Below are 19,581 nucleotides of genomic sequence, written 5' to 3'. Positions count from 1 at the left end.
ACTATTCTCCATCCAAACCCCGAATCGGTTTGACGGATCCCCACCCTTTACAAGAAGGACAGTGCCAATATAAAGAATGGGTTGAAAATCCACATTTCCGGCATCGATAATGCGGCTTAACTTTTAACTGTTCACCGACAAGCTTCTTAAGCGTAGACAAACTGGCTTTCGCTCGCCCTTCTTCTGCCTCAGCAATATGATAATCGATCAGACGATAGAAACCTTTCATCGTTGGGTTCTTCACTAACTGACGAGTTAACAGTTCTTGCGCAGTTGCAACACCCTCATGCTGAGCAACCAACTGAGCCAGCATTAACTCGGCAGATACACCCGCTTTGTTTTCAATACACTTACGCAGAAACTCGACCAGTTCGTGCTCTTGACCAAGATGGTAGTAACACTCAGCCAGTGTGGGTAATACTTCACCGATGAAGTCGATATCTTGGTCCAGAACCATCTTCATGTAATGGATAGTCTGCTTATAATCTTCACTTTCTAAGTAAGACTTTCCTAGAGCAATACTTGCTCTCACACATTTAGGATCTTCTGCTAGTGCTCGTTTAAAAAGCTGAATACTTTTGCTGTCGCTACCATTTGCTTTTTCCTGCATTGCCAACTCACACAAGAAATGAGCAATACTGCTCTTCATGCGTTTACGTCCCATTTTTACCAACGCTGATGCACATTCAATGGCTTTGTGCCATTCACGTGTTTGCTGATAAATGGATGTCAACTGCTGTAAAGCGGACTCGCGATGCTCAGGCTCATCGATAAGTTGTTCAAAAATTTTCTCCGCGCGATCCAAGAAACCGGAGACCATGTAATCTTTCGCTAGCTGCTGAAGAGCTAGATTTTTCTGTTCTATGGTCAGCCCTGAACGGGAGATTAGGTTTTGGTGGATGCGAATAGCACGATCAACTTCCCCACGGGAACGAAACAAATTACCTAAAGCAAGGTGAGTGTCTATGGTCTCGTTATCTACTTGAAGAAGCTCAATAAAGTGATCAACTGCTTTGTCTGACTGATCAGACAATAGCAAATTTAAACCCGTAACATATTGACGTGAGATTTGGTGAGAATGCTTCTGCTTGTCATGCTGGGCACTACGATTACCCATATACCAACCATAAGCGGCAGCGATTGGTAGTAACAAGAAGAGAATTTCTAACATCTAAAAACAGCCTTATCCAATATTAACTCTGTTTTCAGATGAGTCTTTAACTGCTGGCGTCGCTTTTTTAAGTTGTTTGTTTAACTTACGTACTTTCAATTGAGATTTAAGATGTAAGCTGCCAAAAATAATCCAAGCAAGGACAAAACCAGTGACAAATACAGAACCGAGGAGAGTGGATAGATGAAACTCACCTTGTGCGAGTAGATAATTGAAAGTCACGACTTCTTGGTTTTGGGAACCCAAAGCCAGCGCAATCAAGAAGAGAGCGAGTACCACAACGATTTTTATAATTTTCATAGTCCATCACCTATCAATAAATCGGCTTTACTGATTATGCAGGAAAAAGCCCTGACAAACCATGTCTATATATCATAAAAAAGCGGCACACCTCACCAGTATGCCGCCAATTTCATCAAGCTAGAGAATTTAACCGTTCACTCTCTCGCGTAATTCCTTACCAGGTTTGAAATGAGGCACATATTTGCCTTCAAGTTCCACTTTTTCACCTGTCTTAGGGTTACGGCCAACGCGTGGCTCGCGATAGTGAAGAGAGAAACTACCGAAACCACGAATTTCGATGCGATCTCCACTCTCTAGAGTGTTGGCCATATGCTCAAGAATATCTTTTACCGCATCTTCGATTTCTTTTGCCGACAGATGTGTTTGCTCAGCACAGAGCCTTTCGATCAATTCAGACTTAGTCATAACTTCCCTCACAGATTTTTTATTACTCATTATAGTGAGTAATATCAATTCCAACAAACACTTACTTTGTATTGTAGAAAATGATCCAGCAAAACACCTAATAGTTTTATAAAGAATTTCTGTTTATTTACTAAAACATTAGCTCATCTAGGTTAGAGATGCCGCGCAAACACTCTATTTTAAAGAAAAAGACCACTAATTGCATAAGGTTCAGCGGGTTAAACATTCTAGAATTTTAAACTTAGAAAGCTTTAAGGCAAAAAAAAGGAGCCTTTCGGCTCCTTCTTATTTAGCGATAGCTATAGCTATTATTCGCCTTTAGCTGCTTTGAAAGCGTCTGCCATTGCGTTACCGAAAGAAGCACCATCTTCTTGGTTGATAGAAGCCATTGCTTCTTGCTCTTCAGCTTCATCTTTAGCTTTGATAGATAGGTTGATTACGCGGTTCTTACGGTCTACACCAGTAAATTTCGCTTCAACGCTGTCACCAACGCTTAGGATTAGAGTTGCGTCTTCAATGCGGTCACGAGCAACTTCAGAAGCGCGGATGTAACCTTCTACGCCTTCTTCTAGCTCGATAGTTGCACCTTTAGCGTCAACTGCAGTAACAGTACCGTTAACTAGAGCACCTTTCTTGTTGTCAGCTACATAAGCATTGAATGGGTCGTTTTCCATTTGCTTAACGCCTAGAGAGATACGCTCACGCTCTGCGTCTACTGCTAGAACAACTGCAGAGATCTCGTCGCCTTTCTTGTACTCACGTACAGCTTCTTCTCCAGGAACGTTCCAAGAGATGTCAGATAGGTGAACTAGACCGTCGATGCCGCCGTCAAGACCGATGAAGATACCGAAGTCAGTGATTGACTTGATCTTACCAGTAACTTTGTCGCCTTTAGCTTGCGCTTCAGCGAATGACTGCCATGGGTTAGCTTTACACTGTTTCAGACCTAGAGAGATACGACGACGCTCTTCGTCGATATCAAGAACCATAACCTCAACTTCGTCGCCAACATTAACAACTTTAGATGGGTGGATGTTCTTGTTAGTCCAATCCATTTCTGAAACGTGAACTAGACCTTCAACGCCTTCTTCGATTTCAACGAAGCAGCCGTAGTCAGTTAGGTTAGTTACGCGACCAGATAGTTTGTGACCTTCTGGGTAACGCTTAGCGATTGCTACCCATGGATCTTCGCCTAGTTGCTTAAGACCTAGTGATACGCGAGTACGGTCACGGTCGAACTTAAGAACTTTAACTAGGATTTCGTCACCAACGTTAACGATTTCTGATGGGTGCTTAACGCGTTTCCATGCCATATCAGTGATATGTAGAAGACCGTCAACACCACCAAGGTCAACGAATGCACCGTAGTCAGTAAGGTTCTTAACGATACCTTTAACTTCAGTACCTTCTTGTAGAGTTTCAAGAAGTTCGTCACGCTCAACGCTGCTTTCTGATTCGATAACAGCACGACGAGAAACAACTACGTTGTTACGTTTCTGGTCTAGCTTGATAACTTTGAACTCTAGCTCTTTGTTTTCTAGGTGAGCAGTGTCACGGATTGGACGTACGTCTACTAGAGAGCCTGGAAGGAATGCACGGATACCGTTTAGTTCAACAGTGAAACCGCCTTTAACTTTACCGTTGATGATACCAACAACAGTTTCAGCTTCTTCGTATGCTTTCTCAAGAACGATCCATGATTCGTGACGCTTAGCTTTCTCACGAGAAAGTTGAGTTTCACCGAAACCGTCTTCAACAGCGTCTAGAGCAACATCTACTTCAGAACCAACTTCAACTTCAAGTTCGCCAGCAGCGTTCTTGAACTGTTCAGCAGGGATAGCAGACTCAGACTTAAGGCCAGCATCTACAAGAACGTAACCGTTCTCGATAGCTACTACAGTACCTTTAACGATACTACCTTGTTGGAACTCAGTTTCATTTAGGAACTCTTCAAAGAGTTGAGCAAAAGATTCAGTCATTTATTTAATCTTCAATAATTAAACGTCCACGGGCATCCTACCGCATGGGGGTTATTAAATTCGCCAGTCATCATCCTTGCGACCAACGCTCTTAGCTGACGTGGTTTATTCCGCCAACTTCGATTCGATATATTGTAGTGCTTTTTCGACAACTTCGTCGATAGACATTTCGGTTGAATCAAGCACAAGCGCATCCTCTGCAGGGCGTAATGGAGCCACTGGGCGGTTACGATCTCGATCGTCACGCTCTTGGATTTCGCTTAAAAGGGCGTCAAATTTAACATCAAGCCCCTTCAGTTGCAACTGCTTGAATCGTCTACGAGCTCTTTCTTCAGCGCTGGCATCTAAGAAAATTTTAGCTTCAGCGTTAGGGAATACCACCGTTCCCATATCACGACCGTCAGCTACTAATCCATTTCCTTCAGCAAATGCGCGTTGTCTGCGCAGCAAAGCCTCACGAACGCGAGGTTGAGCCGCGACTTTAGAAGCCGCCATGCCAGTCTCTTCTTTGCGCAGTTCTTTGGAAACATCTTCGCCCTCAAGGATAACTTTAACTAAGTCACCTTCAGCGATGAACTGAACATCTAAATGCATAGCCAGAGGCACTAACGCGTCTTCGGACTCAAGATCCACACCGTGATGGATAGCTGCAAGTGCTAATACTCGATAAATCGCACCTGAGTCTAAAAGATGAAAACCGAGTTTGTTTGCCAATAGCATACAAAGGGTGCCTTTGCCTGCGCCACTTGGGCCGTCGACAGTGATCACCGGAGTGTGTGAGGGCATGTTTTACTCCACTTATTGTTATTCGAAGATAACTTTTATTTCCGTAGATAAAGAGTATCCACGTTTCATCGGCGAAAAATTATAGTGGGAATAAAGCAAAGGTGCTAGGAAGGATTTCCATATATCGCGTTTTAATGAGCAAACGCGCAGTTGATAGCTGGTTATGCAACCAATTTACAGGCCCAAGTAATTGCTTGAGCCTGTGTTTAAACCAAAATGGTTAGAAATTGAGCCCTACACCATCACAGCAGAATTCGATCATTGTTTTTCTTTACTGTCGAGGCGCCGATACCTTTTACCTTTGTAAGATCATCTTTAGATGCGAATGGTCCATGCTGGTCGCGATATTCAACAATCGCTTGCGCTTTCTTCAGTCCAACACCTTTTAGTAAAGTGGATATTTCTTCGGCTGATGCGGTATTCACATTCACCGTTATCACAATATCATCTGTTTTCACTGTCTGATTGGTACTGTTATCTGCTGCGGACACACTCGTCATAGGTAGCGCTAATGCTAATAGACATGCCAGTAGCCATTGATTTATCAAACCGATTTTTTTCACCATATTTGCTGCTCTCTCTGTTAATTAAACGAAGCCATCTTAAACAAGCTGCAACGAGAGACAGATTTAGGTTTGAACAAAATAAAAGGAGCTGCAATAGCAGCCCCTTTCGTTAAACATATCAATTACATTTTTTGAGCTTATTGGCTCACAGCAAAATATTCGATATCCGTATTCGCTCTTAGCACAGACAGAACGCCCGCAATATCTTGTTGCACTGCAATACGAGAAAGCTGCGCACCAATTTGATTTTGATATTGAGGTTCAATCTTCGCTTCAACCTTGCTTAGTTCAATTAGAACGATATTACCGTCCAGATCTTTCGCTTGAGCGTACACGACCTGGTCTGCTTGCGGTTTAGGCATAGAGTAAACAGTTTGAGCAAGTTGAGAGCCACGGTCTACCGTTTCTAACTCACCGAATGCCAGTTTGTTCTCTTCAAGCAGAGTCTTGTCACCTTGCTCAAGACTCGCAATCAACTTATCTGCAAGTTCTAGTGCTTGTTGCTCACCTTTTACTTTAGACAGTTGTGCAACAACCTGATCTTTGACTTCTTCTAGAGGCAGTACCATTTCAGGACGTGTCTCATCAACACGGACAACAACGACATGTTCTGGTGCTACTTCAATGACAGAAGAGTTCAAGCCATCTTCTTTCACTTCAGGAGACTGAATCGCTTGTTGAACTGATGCATTTTGCAGAGCTGATGGCATATCTGATTGTGAAATAAAGTCTGTCTTAGCTACTTGCGCCGAAATCGCTTTAGCTGCTTCATCAAGCGAATCAGGATATTCAAACGCGACTTTCTCTAGCTCAGTTTGTAGCTCATAGAAAGTGTCTACCGCTTTTTGAGAAGACAACTCAGTCTTAATTTCTGCCGCCACTTCTTCCAGCGGTTTCGCAACTGAAGCTTTGATGCCATCTAATTTGATAATGTGGTAACCGAAATCAGACTTAACAAGACCAGATACATCACCGACTGAAGCCAAGCCAAACGCTGCCGCCTCAAATGCAGGATCCATTGTATCGTGTTCAATCCAACCTAAAGAACCGCCATTTTCTGAGCTACCAATATCTTCAGATTTTTCTTCAGCAAGTTTTGCAAAATCTGCACCTGCGTTCAGCTCATCAAGAATCGCTTGAGCTTTAGCTTCGTCATCGCCTTGTACTAAGATATGGCTAACTTCGCGTTGCTCAGCGGTAGAATACTTGCCTAGATGCTCTTGATAGTACTCTTTCACTTGCTCATCGCTGATAGTCACTTGCTCAGCCAACTTCTCGGCTGATAGCTCAATATAAGAGACTTTTACTTGTTCTGGACGAGTGTAACGCTCTGGATTCTCAGAGTAGAACTTCTGTACGTCTTCGTCGCTTACAACCACATTGTTGGCAAAGTCGTTCAAAGACAACGTAACAGTACGAATGTCTCGAGTTTGTGCAATCAGCGCGCTTTGAGCGTCAATTTCACCCTGTAAAGTAAACTCACTACCTTGTAGTGCAGACGTTAGCTGACTACGCAGTAGATCACGACGCAGATACTCAGCAAAAGACTCAGCATTGAAGCCAGCACGACGCAGTGCTGCTTGGTAGATTTCTTGGTCAAATTTGCCTTCAGATTGGAACTGAGGCATGTCCAAAATCAGTTTACGAACTTGTTCGTCACTGATTCTTAGACCTAATGAATTCGCATGCTGCTCAATGAGGACATCGTTGATCATGCGATCTAAAACAGATTTACGGAAAGAAGCAACGTACGCTGGATCTGCTAGTAAGTTAGCAAAATAGTCACCCATTTGAGATTGCATACGGTTTCTTTCGTTTTGATAAGCTTGCTCAAACTGACCACGGTCAATCTCAATGCTGCCAACTTTAGCCGCCGCGTTATTACCGCCACTGACTAGGTAGCTACCTACCCCTGCGAAGATAAAAGAAAGGATGATTAGTCCTAGGATAATTTTTACCGCGATGCTGTTAACACCCTCGCGTAATCGATCCATCATAGTTTTACTGCTCTCCGGATTTGAAGTTTAGACTTCAGCCAAAAATGAATAGCGCGATAATATCAGAAAAAGAAATGCGCATCAGTAGGATGCGCATAATTAAAAAAGGTTCGAATAAATTTTGCTGCAAGCAGCAAAAAGTCATTCTAAGAAATTAGTTGCAAGCGTCTTTCAGTGCTTTACCAGCTTTGAATGCAGGAACTTTAGCTTCTGCGATTTGGATTTCTTCACCAGTTTTTGGGTTACGACCAGTGCGAGCTGCACGAGTACGAACTTGGAAAGTACCAAAGCCAACTAGAGCTACTTGGTCGCCAGACTGAAGAGTATCGCTTACTGCTTCGATAAATGCGTCTAGAGCACGACCTGCTGAAGCTTTTGATAGATCAGCGTTAGCTGCGATTTTTTCTACTAATTGTGTTTTATTCACTGTGATTCCCCTTTGGTCGCCAATTTATTATTTTGTTCGGCGCCTATTCGTTCCATTGATGTTTAAAGATAACCTAAAGCCTTGTTACAACTGGGCTGAAAGCTATAGTGAATAACGGTAGCCTCCAAAAAAAACGCTGACAAGCCCTTTTTGAGCCTATCAGCGTAATCTTTTACTTATTTTTGCTGCACATCACTCTTTTTCGGCTTCAAATGCCACACCAGTAGGGTCATTTTCCAGTGCAACCTTCAAAACTTCGTCAATCCAACGTACAGGAATTACTTTAAGATCAGCGATTACGTTGTCAGGAATCTCTTCCAAATCACGTTCATTGTCCTTTGGAATTAGCGCCGTTTTGATACCACCACGATGAGCAGCCAGTAGTTTTTCTTTCAAACCACCGATTGGCAAAACTTCACCACGAAGGGTAATTTCGCCCGTCATTGCAACATCAGCTTTCACAGGGTTACCTGTTAAGCAAGACACTAATGCTGTACACATTGCCGTACCAGCACTTGGTCCATCTTTCGGTGTCGCACCTTCAGGTACGTGCACGTGAATATCGCGTTTTTCGTAGAAATCTGGGTTAATACCCAGTTTTTCTGCGCGAGAACGTACAACTGTCATTGCCGCCTGAATCGACTCTTGCATCACTTCGCCCAATGAGCCTGTCTGAGTAAGCTTACCTTTACCAGGCATAGATTGAGCTTCAATGGTTAACAGATCACCGCCAACTTCTGTCCAAGCAAGACCTGTTACTTGACCAATACGGTTGTGTTCGTCTGCTTTACCAAAGTCAAAACGTTGTACACCAAGGTATTCTTTAAGATTATCTTGGTTCACAGTGACATGTTTTACATCTTTGTTTAATAAGATGTTTTTCACTGCTTTACGACAGATCTTAGAGATCTCGCGTTCTAGGCTACGAACACCCGCTTCACGTGTGTAATAACGAATCACACCCATAATCGCTGAATCTTCAATGGTAATTTCAGAAGGTTTCAGACCATTACGCTCTATTTGCTTTTCAACCAAGTGGCGCTTAGCAATGTTCAGTTTTTCATCTTCGGTGTAGCCTGATAGACGAATAACTTCCATACGGTCCAACAGTGGGCCCGGAATATTCATCGAGTTAGATGTCGCAACAAACATTACGTCAGACAAGTCATAATCCACTTCGAGATAGTGGTCATTGAATGAGTTGTTTTGCTCTGGATCTAACACTTCCAATAGTGCAGAAGCTGGGTCACCGCGCATATCCGATGCCATCTTATCGATTTCATCAAGTAGGAATAGCGGGTTTTTCACACCAACTTTCGACATTTTTTGGATCAGTTTACCCGGCAAAGAACCGATGTAAGTACGACGGTGACCACGAATCTCAGCTTCATCGCGAACGCCACCGAGCGCCATACGCGTGTACTTACGCCCCGTTGCTGCTGCAATTGAACGACCTAGTGATGTCTTACCAACACCCGGAGGACCAACTAAACACAAGATCGGACCTTTTAACTTGCTAATACGACTTTGAACTGCCAAGTATTCAAGGATACGTTCTTTCACGCGCTCAAGACCATAATGGTCAGCATTAAGAATCTCTTCCGCTTTTGCCAAATCACGTTTCACTTTAGAACGCTTGGTCCAAGGAACGTTGATCATCCAATCGATATAGCTGCGAACTACCGTTGCTTCTGCAGACATCGGAGACATCATTTTCAGCTTCTGCAACTCTTGTTCTGTTTTTTCGCGAGCTTCTGCTGGCATTTTTGACTCTTCGATTTTCTGTTTTAGAACTTCGAACTCATCAACACCATCTTCTGTTTCACCCAGCTCTTTCTGAATCGCTTTCATTTGCTCATTCAGGTAGTACTCACGCTGAGATTTCTCCATTTGCTTCTTAACGCGAGTGCGGATGCGCTTTTCAACTTGCAGCAAATCGATTTCAGATTCCATCTGTCCCATTAAAAACTCTAGACGTTCAGTCACATCTAAAATTTCAAGAACTTTTTGCTTATCCACTAACTTAAGAGGCATGTGTGCTGCAATAGTATCCGCTAGGCGTGCAGCTTCCTCGATGCCATTCAATGAAGTCAAAACTTCAGGTGGAATCTTCTTATTCAGTTTAATGAAGCTATCGAACTGGTTGATAGCACTGCGTACTATCACTTCCTGCTCTTTATCATCTAACTCTGGAGTGATCAGGAATTCAGCACTTGCAGAGAAGAACTCACCTTCATGAAACTCATTAATTTTGGCGCGCTGTTGACCTTCGACCAACACTTTCACTGTGCCGTCAGGTAACTTCAGCAATTGCAGAATGGTAGCAACCGTACCCACTTCGAATAAGTCCGAAATAGTAGGTTCATCTGTTTCGGCCTGCTTCTGTGCAACCAGAAGAACTTGTTTGTTGTTGTCCATTGCCGCTTCTAGGCACTGAATCGATTTCTCACGACCAACAAACAAAGGGATCACCATATGTGGATACACAACCACATCACGTAAAGGTAATACGGGGATCTCTATACGCTCGGAACGCTCCAAGTTCATATTATTCTCTCTTCCGCTTTGATATATATCGGAGTATATGGGGGCTAACTAACTGGATTCAATAACAGAATAAAAAAAAGGAGGTAATGATTACCTCCTTTGATTATTTATTGACTCTTAATGGCTTTTAAACCCAAGAGACTTGGCAAATTTACTCAGCGCCAGCAGCTTGGCTCTCGTTGCCTGAGAAAATCATTAGTGGTTCTGATTCGCCGTTAATCACTGACTCATCAATCACAACTTTCTCAACGTCAGACATTGAAGGCAACTCGTACATGGTTTCAAGCAATACGCTTTCAAGAATTGAGCGTAGGCCACGAGCACCAGTCTTACGAGCCATCGCTTTTGCTGCGATTGCACGAAGTGCATCTTCACGGAACTCTAGATCAACATCTTCAAGTTCGAAAAGTGCTGCGTACTGTTTCGTCAAAGCGTTCTTAGGTTCACACAGAATCTGAATCAGTGCTTCTTCATCCAGCTCAGTCAGTGTTGCAGTCACAGGCAGACGACCAATGAATTCTGGAATCAAACCATATTTCACTAGATCTTCAGGCTCTACCTGAGTAAACAACTCACCTACTGTTCTGTTTTGATCTTTAGAACGAACTTCCGCACCGAAACCGATACCAGTACCCGTTGCAACACGTTGTTCGATCACTTTATCTAGACCAGCAAATGCGCCGCCACAGATAAATAAGATCTTAGAAGTGTCTACTTGCAAGAACTCTTGTTGAGGATGTTTACGGCCGCCTTGCGGTGGAACCGACGCAACCGTACCTTCAACCAGTTTCAATAGTGCTTGCTGAACACCTTCACCAGAAACATCTCGTGTGATTGACGGGTTTTCAGCCTTACGAGAAATCTTATCAATTTCATCGATATAGACGATACCGCGTTCCGCTTTTGCTACATCATAATCACACTTCTGAAGCAGTTTCTGAATGATGTTTTCAACATCTTCACCAACATAGCCCGCTTCAGTTAGCGTAGTAGCATCTGCCATCGTAAATGGTACATCTAGGAAGCGAGCCAATGTCTCAGCAAGGAGAGTTTTACCGCTACCTGTAGGGCCGATCAGCAAAATATTACTTTTACCAAGCTCGACACCATCACTTGTCGTATCACCATTACGTAAACGCTTATAGTGGTTATATACCGCAACAGCGAGCACTTTTTTAGCGTGTTCTTGGCCAATTACATAGTCGTCAAGATGTGCACGAATTTCACGAGGCGCAGGCAATGCTGACGACTCTTTCTTAGGTAACACATCTTTAATCTCTTCGCGAATAATGTCGTTACATAGATCAACACATTCGTCACAGATATACACAGAAGGACCTGCAATCAGCTTGCGAACTTCGTGCTGGCTTTTGCCACAGAAAGAGCAGTACAGCAGTTTACTACTACCACCCTCTTTGCTTTTATCTGTCATTCGCTAACCTCTTAGCCTTTACTCTTTATGGTTTGAGTGTATAACAATTTCAATTAAATTGCGTTAAACAATTACCAGAACTGTTACTCACCACGGTGGGTCAGTACTGAATCCACCAAACCGTATTCTACTGCTTGTTCTGCAGACATAAAGTTGTCGCGGTCAGTATCTCGCTCAATAATTTCAAGCGGTTGACCGGTATGCTCTGCCAACAAGTGATTCAACTTGTTCTTAATCGATAGAATTTCTTGCGCATGAATTTGGATGTCAGAAGCTTGACCTTGGAAACCACCTAGCGGTTGGTGAATCATTACGCGCGAGTTTGGTAGAACATAACGTTTACCAGGTGCGCCACCAGCTAGTAGAAATGCGCCCATAGAACAAGCTTGTCCCATACATACTGTGCTCACGTTTGGTTTAATAAACTGCATAGTGTCGTAAATAGACATACCCGCAGTCACGCTACCACCTGGTGAGTTGATGTATAGGAAAATATCTTTGTCCGGGTTTTCCGACTCTAAGAAAAGCAGCTGAGCCACGACAAGGTTTGCCATGTGGTCTTCTACCTGACCCGTTAAGAAAATAACTCGCTCTTTTAAAAGACGTGAATAGATATCGTATGAACGTTCGCCACGGGAAGTTTGTTCAACCACCATTGGTACTAGCGCATCAATAATCGGCGACATTGCGTTTTTTTCTTGGTAGCTCATAGTCTTAATATCCCTAAAAATAAATGGCCCGGATGATATATATCATGCGGACCATTGTTAGCAGAATAGTTGATGTCTCGTCAACCTTCTACGCTATAGATTGCTTATTAAGCAGCAACTTGAGGGTTCATTAGCTCGTTAAAGCTAATTGCTTTCTCAGTAACTGTTGCTTTAGCAATGATCGCGTCAATCGCTTGTTCTTCTAGAGCTACGTTGCGCATGTTGTTCATCATTTGCTCGTTTTGCTCGTAGTAAGAGATAACTTCAGATGGATCTTCGTAAGCAGTCGCCATATCTTCGATAAGCGCTTTTACTTTCTCGTCGTCTGCTTTTAGCTCTTCAGTCTTGATTACTTCACCTAGAAGTAGACCTACAACTACGCGACGTTTAGCTTGCTCTTCAAACATTTCACGTGGAAGTTGGTTTGCAGCTTCGATGTTGCCACCGAAACGTTGTGCAGCTTGTTGACGTAGTACGTCGATTTCTTGATCTACTAGAGCCGCTGGAACGTCAATTGCGTTTTCTTTCACTAGGCCTTCAATCGCTTGATCTTTGATACGCGCTTTGATTGCTTGCTTAAGTTCACGTTCCATGTTCTTACGAACTTCAGCTTTAAGTGCGTCAACACCGCCTTCAGTTACGCCGAACTTAGCTACGAACTCATCGTTCAGTTCTGGTAGTTCACGAGCTTCAACTTTGTTCACTTTGATAGAAAACTTAGCTGCTTTACCTTTTAGGTTTTCAGCGTGGTAATCTTCTGGGAAGTTCACGTCGATTTCGAATTCCATACCTTTAGTTTTGCCAACGATACCGTCTTCAAAACCTGGAATCATACGACCTGCGCCCATTTCTAGTGGGAAGTTTTCAGCTTTACCGCCTTCGAACTCAACGCCGTCGATAGAACCAACGAAATCGATAGAAACACGCTTACCGTTTTCAGCAGCTTCTTCTACTTCAGCCCAAGTCGCTTGTTGCTTACGTAGTGTTTCTAGCATCTCTTCAACGTCAGAATCTTGAACTTCTGCTGCAGGTTTTTCTACAGTGATGTTTTCTAGACCTTTCAGTTCAACTTCTGGGTACACTTCGAAAGTTGCAGTAAATACTAAGTCTGCACCTTCTTTAACTTCTACTGGTGCGAAAGTTGGAGCGCCAGCTGGGTTGATTTTCTCTTTTACGATTGCTTCGATGAAGTGGCGTTGCATCACTTCACCAAGAATGTCTTGACGTACTGCTTTGCCGTACATTTGAGCAACCATCTTCATCGGTACTTTACCTTTACGGAAACCGTCGAAACGACGATTTTTCGCGATGTTGCGTAGCTCAGCTGCCACTGCATCTTCGATGTTTGCAGCAGGAACAGTAATATTCAAACGGCGCTCTAGGCCTTCTAGCGTTTCAACAGTAACTTGCATTGTATATAAACCTCAAAACTGGCTCAGTATTCCTGAGCATCATGAGCCAACATCTCTGTTTGGCTTCATCCTTATTTTGTGCTCGGTAGAACACTTAACTGTAAATATTGAGCATCGATACTCTCAGTGAACTTCACCTAAATATCGAACTAATGAGTGACATCTTTTGTCGATTTGCGCCGAATAAAGGTATCTCTGATTAGCCTCAGGACTAAAAAATTAGACGCGATATACTACCGATCTCAGCTTTAGCTGTCGAGCGAATACCCAGCAAGAAAAAGCCAATGTCCTAAAAAACTCTTTGAGTGCTAAAAAATCCATCAATTAATGGTTCACTCGATGGCACTGAAATGGGGACAATATAGGCTTTTTCAAGAGAATCGAGGGATTTTTTTCCTCAAATAATCAAAAAGAGATCTGGCTCTTGTTTTGTCTCCCATATTCGAGATGTTTTTAAACAGATAATTTGAAGTTCCCATTATCATTAGTGGCGAAGTAAACGAGGAAAGAAAGGTATGACAAGGATGCTGTCTGTGCGCCAACTCTCAGTATTGTTTTTGATAATTTATGGTGTCATCGCCGCCATGACTGCTCATCTCGTTTGGCGCTATAGCTATCAATCTCTGTTGATAGAACAACAGTCAGAACTTGAACGCTTCTCAAGCCACATCTCAGCCAAACTCGACAAATACGCGCACATACCTCGCCTGCTCTCCAAAGACAAAGAGCTGGTTGACGCACTGAGCCACCCAGAAAACAGTGCGCAAATTGACTTAACCAATCGCTATTTGGAGCAAGTCAACGAGGTCATTCAAGCGGCTGACACTTATTTACTGGATGGCATCGGCAATACCATCGCATCCAGCAACTGGAATCTAGACCGTTCCTTTATTGGCCGAAACTTTGCTTGGCGTCCCTACTTCTACGACGCGATTTCCGGCCAAAAAAGTCAGTACTTTGCCCTAGGTTCCACCTCTGGTCAGCGCGGCTACTACTATGCCTATCCCGTTATTTATGCGGCGGAAGTGATTGGCGTCGTGGTGGTAAAAATGGATCTTTCCTCCATCGAAGACAACTGGCAGAGCAAGAACAGCTACTTTGTTGCAACTGATGACAACAACATTGTTTTCATGTCCAGCAGACCAGACTGGCTGTTTCACAGTGTTTCCGAGCTGAGCGAAGAGTCGCGACAAAAAATACAGGAGACCCGCCAGTACCTAGACAGTGCGATTCCCTCCCTGGGTTTTTATGGTGATGTCAATCTTGCAGAAACCGAGTGGATAAAGCCTAAGCAAGGCTGGATTAAAGACGACTATATTGTCTCAACCAACAAGCTCGATAATCTCGCGCTCAACATTCACGTCTTATCGCCCAAAGTAAACGTGTTCTGGGATACCTTTGGCTTCCTAATCATTCTTACTATGATTTTCGCCATCATCTATCTCGCCTTTTTGCTGTTGCATCACAGACAAGTCCGCCAACGCCAGATAGAAAGACTACAAGCAGAAGCCAAACAAAAGCTTGAGTTTTTGGTGATGGAACGAACTTCAAAACTTCATGTCGAGATTGACGAACGGATAAGAGCCGAACAGGCATTAAGACAGACTCAGGAAGAGTTGATCCAAGCCGCTAAGTTGGCGGTACTCGGACAGATGTCTGCCAGCATCAGTCATGAGCTGAACAATCCACTCGCTGCTATTCGAAGCTTTGCCGATAACGGCAGACGATTTCTTGCCAACGGAAAACCAGAACGGACCGACGAAAATCTAGAACGTATATCCGCTTTAACGGTGCGTATGGCAAAGATAAGTGAACAGCTCAAATCTTTTGCGAGAAAAACAGATACTGGCGATCAGGTAGAAGCGCAACTGCTTCCTCTGATCATCAACGCAAAGGAACTTATGCAACCTCAGTTTAAATCCCATTACGTAGAGTTTGACATTCACGCGCCAGAGTCACCAATTCGATGCAGTATTAACCCAATCCAGCTAGAACAAGTAATCATTAACTTGCTGACTAATGCTATGCAGGCCGTAGATGAGCAGGAGATAAAGAAAGTTGTGCTGACGTTAGAAGAACATCAAAACAGCGTTTGCATTCATGTTGACGACTCGGGTACTGGGCTCCATTTGAATCAAATGAAAAACCTGTTTGAGCCCTTCTTTACCACCAAGAAAAATGGTTTAGGGTTAGGATTATCTATCTCGCAACAAATTATGCATGGCATGGGTGGCGATCTTACAGCCCACTCATCACCGCTAGGAGGCGCGAGATTCACTATTACGTTAAACAAGCCCCAACAAAGTTCAGAGCAGTAAATTAAGGAAGTTGTATGTGCGATGTATTTTTTATTGATGACGAAGACGACATTCGAATCGCCATTGAGCAAAGCTTTGAACTGGCAGACATCGATGCGCGTTTTTTCTCAAGTGCCGAAGACGCATTATTAGCCATTAAGCAGGACAAACTGCCTATGGTGGTCGTCACGGATATCTGCTTGCCCGGCTTAAGCGGACAAAATCTGCTGTCATCGATTCACCATCAGGATAGCGATGTTCCTGTCATTCTCATTACAGGCCATGGTGATATCTCTATGGCGGTACAGGCGATGCATGACGGAGCGTACGATTTTATTGAAAAACCTTTTGCTCCAGAAAGATTGATAGAGACTGTGAATCGCGCGATTGAACGCAGAAAACTAACGCTGGAAAACCAACAGTTAAAACGGAGCCTAAAAGCCAGCCAGACACTTGGTCCTCGGATTATCGGTGAAACCAACAGTATCATCGCATTAAGAGAAACCATTACTCACGTTGCCGACACCAACGCTGACATTCTGCTATTTGGTGAAACAGGCACAGGTAAAGAACTTGTCGCCCGCTCTCTTCACGAACAAAGCTCAAGACGTGAGAAAAACTTTGTTGCCGTTAACTGCGGAGCGGTACCGGAAAACCTTATCGAAAGTGAACTCTACGGACACGAAAAAGGCGCATTTACCGGTGCAGATGCAAAACGCATTGGTAAGTTTGAACATGCCCAAGGTGGTACGCTGTTTCTTGATGAAATTGAATCGATGCCGATGCAGGCTCAAATTCGATTGCTACGCGTACTGCAAGAACGCGTGATTGAGAGAGTCGGATCCAATGAACTGATTCCGTTGGATATTCGAGTGATTGCTGCTACCAAAGTGGATCTTAAAAAAGCGGCTCAAGAAGGGACTTTCCGTCAGGATCTTTATTACCGACTCAACATTGTCACGCTGGATATTCCGCCGCTTCGCGAGCGTCGCGAAGACATCCCTGCCCTATTTCACCACTTCCTGCTTGTGGCAGCAGCACGTTATGGTAAAGCAGCGACCGCTCTGCCTCAGAGTGCACTACAAGCGCTGCTCAGTCACGACTGGCCGGGTAATGTGAGAGAACTGCGCAACGCTGCGGAACGTTACGTTTTACTGGGCAAACTTTCAGAACTTGGTGAACAGAGCAAAAATGCAAAAGTGCTGACCAGTCTCGCCGATCAGGTTGCTGAGTATGAAAAGTCTCTTATCGAACAAACACTGATAGAGTGCTCAGGCAGTATTAAAGACACCATGGAACTGCTAAAAATTCCAAGAAAAACACTTTACGATAAAATGCAGAAATATCAGATAAATAAAGACACTTACAAAGAGTAAAAACCACTTTCATGAAAGTGGTTTAGAGACACAAAAGAAACGCCCAGCAATGCTGGGCGTTTTGTTATGTTGACTAGAATATCCTTCTCTATCGGGTAATGATTTCCGGTCCCATGAGTAAGGTTGGTAGCCATGTCGATACGATTGGCACATAAGTAACGATGATTAGGAACAGGAACATGATCGCTACCCAAGGCATAGCGGCTTTCACCACATGCATCATGGACATCTTGGCGACCCCTGCGGTTACGAAGAGGTTGAGCCCGACAGGCGGTGTTATCATGCCTATCTCCATGTTCACCACCATCATGATACCTAAGTGAATAGGGTCAATTCCTAACTCAATTGCAATTGGGAAAACCAGCGGAGCGACGATGATTAGCAGACCTGATGGTTCCATAAATTGCCCACCGATCAACAACAATACGTTCACTACGATTAGGAAGGTGATTGGTCCTAATCCAGCAGAAAGCATGGATTCTGTAATCATCTGTGGTACGCGTTCTTCCGTCAGAACATGTTTCAAGATCAGCGCGTTAGCGATGATAAATAGCAACATGATCGTCAGTTTACCCGCGTCATAAAGAGTATTTTGCGTATCTTTATGAACAAAAGACTCGAACACTTTGACGACGAAGTTCTTGGTATTATTTTTGTCAGCGAACGGCCCCATATCGCGATAAATAAAGTTTGCGATAAAGAACGAGTAGACAGCTGCAACTGCTGCGGCTTCTGTTGGTGTAAAGATACCACCGTAGATACCACCAAGGATAATCACCACCAGCAACAGACCCCAGCTCGCATCTTTTGCTGCTGCCATCGCTTCTTTCCAACCAACAAAAGGCTGTTTTGGTAAGTTTTTGATACGGGCAGTAATGTAAATCGCAATGATCAACATAAGACCAGCCAATAGTCCCGGAATTACACCACCAAGGAACATGCGTCCAACCGAAACGTTAGTCGCTGCTGAATACACAACCATTACGATTGAAGGCGGGATAAGAATACCCAAGGTGCCCGCGTTACAAATCACACCCGCTGCAAACTCTTTGCTGTAACCATTTTTCACCATACCGGCAATAACAATACTACCGATAGCAACAACCGTAGCTGGTGATGATCCAGAAAGCGCCGCAAACATCATACAAGCGACAACCGAAGCCACTGCTAGACCACCGCGGAACCAACCTACCATCGCGATAGCAAAGCGAATAATACGTTTCGCTACACCGCCAGTAGACATAAAACTGGAAGCCAAAATAAAGAATGGGATAGCTAAAAGGGTGTAGTGGCCTTCAAACGCATTGAATAGGGTTTGTGCAACCGAAGCAAGTGAAGCCTCCGAGTGCCACATTAAGAACAGAATACTCGACAGACCAAGCGATACAGCAATTGGAACGCCAATCAGCATGAAGCCAATTACAAGTATGAATAACAACAAAATAGCCATGGCTTACTGCTCCTTAGTCTTGTTTTTGACGCCCATAACATCTTCCACGTCAGCCAATTCCGCTTTTAATGCATCAAGGTCTTCTTCGGCTTCATGACCCGCAATCATTCGGTCTAACTTGCCAGTTAGAATTTGATACGCGATTTGTAAAAAACGGAAAGTGAGCATAGCCATACCTACTGGTAATGCCATGTAAGGAATAAATCGAGGCAATTTCTCGTAACGCTCACCTTCGTTCAGCCAATCCGCTAGAAATTGCAGCATTTCCGGCATCGGAATATCGTCGGTTTCGTACCAGGCGCGTTCAGTCGCAAATGGGTACCAGTAATTCCACGAACCGATCAGCAATAAAATTGAGAAAGCGAGACAGCAGCTAATAGCGATCAAAGCGTAAATTTTTCGGCCTGCAGGCGGTGCCAAATTGATCAACACATCAACACCAATGTGAAAGTGCTTTTTCACTCCATAGGAAGCTCCGACGAGCACCATCCATGCAAACATAAATACGGTGAGTTCTAACGCCCAGAGAATGTTGCCGTTAAACAGATAGCGCATCACTACGTTGGCAAAAGTGAGTAGCGTCATTGCACCTAAGAAGAAGGCGATCAATGTCTCTTCCGCTTTGTCAGTAAAACGACCGACTTTGGCAAAAAATGACTGTTCCATAAGATACTAAGCTCTTGTTGTAATCGTTATTTTGTAAAAGCCCCTACCCGTAAAGAG

General features: G+C 43.7%; 16 protein-coding genes. 2 read left to right on the top strand and 14 right to left on the bottom strand.

Going from position 1 to position 19,581, the window contains the following annotated elements; translation table 11 throughout:
- Position 1: 1 nt before the first annotated feature.
- From lapB to tig, 12 genes are all read right to left on the bottom strand, one after another.
- The gene (gene lapB / locus L3V23_RS11415; protein ID WP_042486793.1) at positions 2-1,171 is read right to left on the bottom strand and encodes a lipopolysaccharide assembly protein LapB; all 1,170 of its coding nucleotides are present in this window, start codon (positions 1,169-1,171) and stop codon (positions 2-4) included.
- A 12-nt stretch (positions 1,172-1,183) separates the two neighbouring features.
- Positions 1,184-1,471 carry a lipopolysaccharide assembly protein LapA domain-containing protein gene (locus L3V23_RS11410; protein ID WP_042486796.1) on the bottom strand — a complete coding sequence of 96 codons (288 nt, stop codon included), beginning with the start codon at positions 1,469-1,471 and terminating at the stop codon, positions 1,184-1,186.
- Positions 1,472-1,600: 129 nt separating this feature from the next.
- On the bottom strand, positions 1,601-1,879 hold the full coding sequence (gene ihfB / locus L3V23_RS11405; RefSeq protein WP_042486798.1) for an integration host factor subunit beta: 279 nt from the start codon (positions 1,877-1,879) through the stop codon (positions 1,601-1,603).
- 308 nt (positions 1,880-2,187) lie between these two features.
- On the bottom strand, positions 2,188-3,858 hold the full coding sequence (rpsA, locus tag L3V23_RS11400) for a 30S ribosomal protein S1 (RefSeq protein WP_042486800.1): 1,671 nt from the start codon (positions 3,856-3,858) through the stop codon (positions 2,188-2,190).
- A gap of 105 nt (positions 3,859-3,963) precedes the next feature.
- A complete protein-coding gene (cmk, locus tag L3V23_RS11395) occupies positions 3,964-4,644 on the bottom strand; it encodes a (d)CMP kinase (protein ID WP_042486803.1) in 681 nt (226 codons plus the stop codon).
- A 242-nt stretch (positions 4,645-4,886) separates the two neighbouring features.
- Complete coding sequence (locus L3V23_RS11390) at positions 4,887-5,144, bottom strand: helix-hairpin-helix domain-containing protein (protein WP_180980286.1); 258 nt, start codon at positions 5,142-5,144, stop codon at positions 4,887-4,889.
- 203 nt (positions 5,145-5,347) lie between these two features.
- Positions 5,348-7,207, bottom strand: coding sequence for a peptidylprolyl isomerase (gene ppiD, locus L3V23_RS11385; protein ID WP_102965528.1), 1,860 nt, complete (start codon positions 7,205-7,207; stop codon positions 5,348-5,350).
- 154 nt (positions 7,208-7,361) lie between these two features.
- On the bottom strand, positions 7,362-7,634 hold the full coding sequence (locus tag L3V23_RS11380; protein ID WP_042486811.1) for an HU family DNA-binding protein: 273 nt from the start codon (positions 7,632-7,634) through the stop codon (positions 7,362-7,364).
- Between the two features lie 192 nt (positions 7,635-7,826).
- Positions 7,827-10,181, bottom strand: a complete 2,355-nt coding sequence (gene lon / locus L3V23_RS11375; RefSeq protein ID WP_042486814.1) for an endopeptidase La — start codon at positions 10,179-10,181, stop codon at positions 7,827-7,829.
- Positions 10,182-10,332: 151 nt separating this feature from the next.
- Positions 10,333-11,613 carry an ATP-dependent protease ATP-binding subunit ClpX gene (gene clpX, locus L3V23_RS11370; protein WP_042486817.1) on the bottom strand — a complete coding sequence of 427 codons (1,281 nt, stop codon included), beginning with the start codon at positions 11,611-11,613 and terminating at the stop codon, positions 10,333-10,335.
- An 83-nt stretch (positions 11,614-11,696) separates the two neighbouring features.
- Entirely contained in the window at positions 11,697-12,323 is a 627-nt protein-coding gene (clpP, locus tag L3V23_RS11365) for an ATP-dependent Clp endopeptidase proteolytic subunit ClpP (RefSeq protein WP_042486819.1), read from the bottom strand.
- Positions 12,324-12,430: 107 nt separating this feature from the next.
- Positions 12,431-13,735 carry a trigger factor gene (tig, locus tag L3V23_RS11360; protein ID WP_102965527.1) on the bottom strand — a complete coding sequence of 435 codons (1,305 nt, stop codon included), beginning with the start codon at positions 13,733-13,735 and terminating at the stop codon, positions 12,431-12,433.
- Between the two features lie 524 nt (positions 13,736-14,259).
- Between tig and L3V23_RS11355 the strand changes: the two genes are divergently transcribed.
- Together L3V23_RS11355 and L3V23_RS11350 are read left to right on the top strand one after the other, a co-directional pair.
- Positions 14,260-16,053, top strand: coding sequence for a sensor histidine kinase (locus tag L3V23_RS11355; protein WP_102965526.1), 1,794 nt, complete (start codon positions 14,260-14,262; stop codon positions 16,051-16,053).
- A gap of 14 nt (positions 16,054-16,067) precedes the next feature.
- Positions 16,068-17,408, top strand: a complete 1,341-nt coding sequence (locus L3V23_RS11350; protein WP_102965525.1) for a sigma-54 dependent transcriptional regulator — start codon at positions 16,068-16,070, stop codon at positions 17,406-17,408.
- Between the two features lie 88 nt (positions 17,409-17,496).
- Here L3V23_RS11350 and L3V23_RS11345 read toward each other — a convergent pair whose 3' ends face one another.
- Together L3V23_RS11345 and L3V23_RS11340 are read right to left on the bottom strand one after the other, a co-directional pair.
- Positions 17,497-18,858 (bottom strand): TRAP transporter large permease, encoded by a 1,362-nt coding sequence (locus tag L3V23_RS11345; protein WP_042486833.1) that lies wholly within the window; start codon positions 18,856-18,858, stop codon positions 17,497-17,499.
- 3 nt (positions 18,859-18,861) lie between these two features.
- Positions 18,862-19,524: a TRAP transporter small permease gene (locus L3V23_RS11340; RefSeq protein ID WP_042486838.1), complete on the bottom strand. Its 663-nt coding sequence runs from the start codon at positions 19,522-19,524 to the stop codon at positions 18,862-18,864.
- Between the last annotated feature and the right edge of the window lie 57 nt (positions 19,525-19,581).

Source organism: Vibrio sp. A1-b2 (genome assembly GCF_021726015.1).
In the GTDB taxonomy this organism is placed as follows: Bacteria; Pseudomonadota; Gammaproteobacteria; order Enterobacterales; family Vibrionaceae; genus Vibrio; species Vibrio diazotrophicus.
Note: the sequence above shows the minus strand (reverse complement) of the source record. Positions and strands in the feature narration are given on the sequence as shown.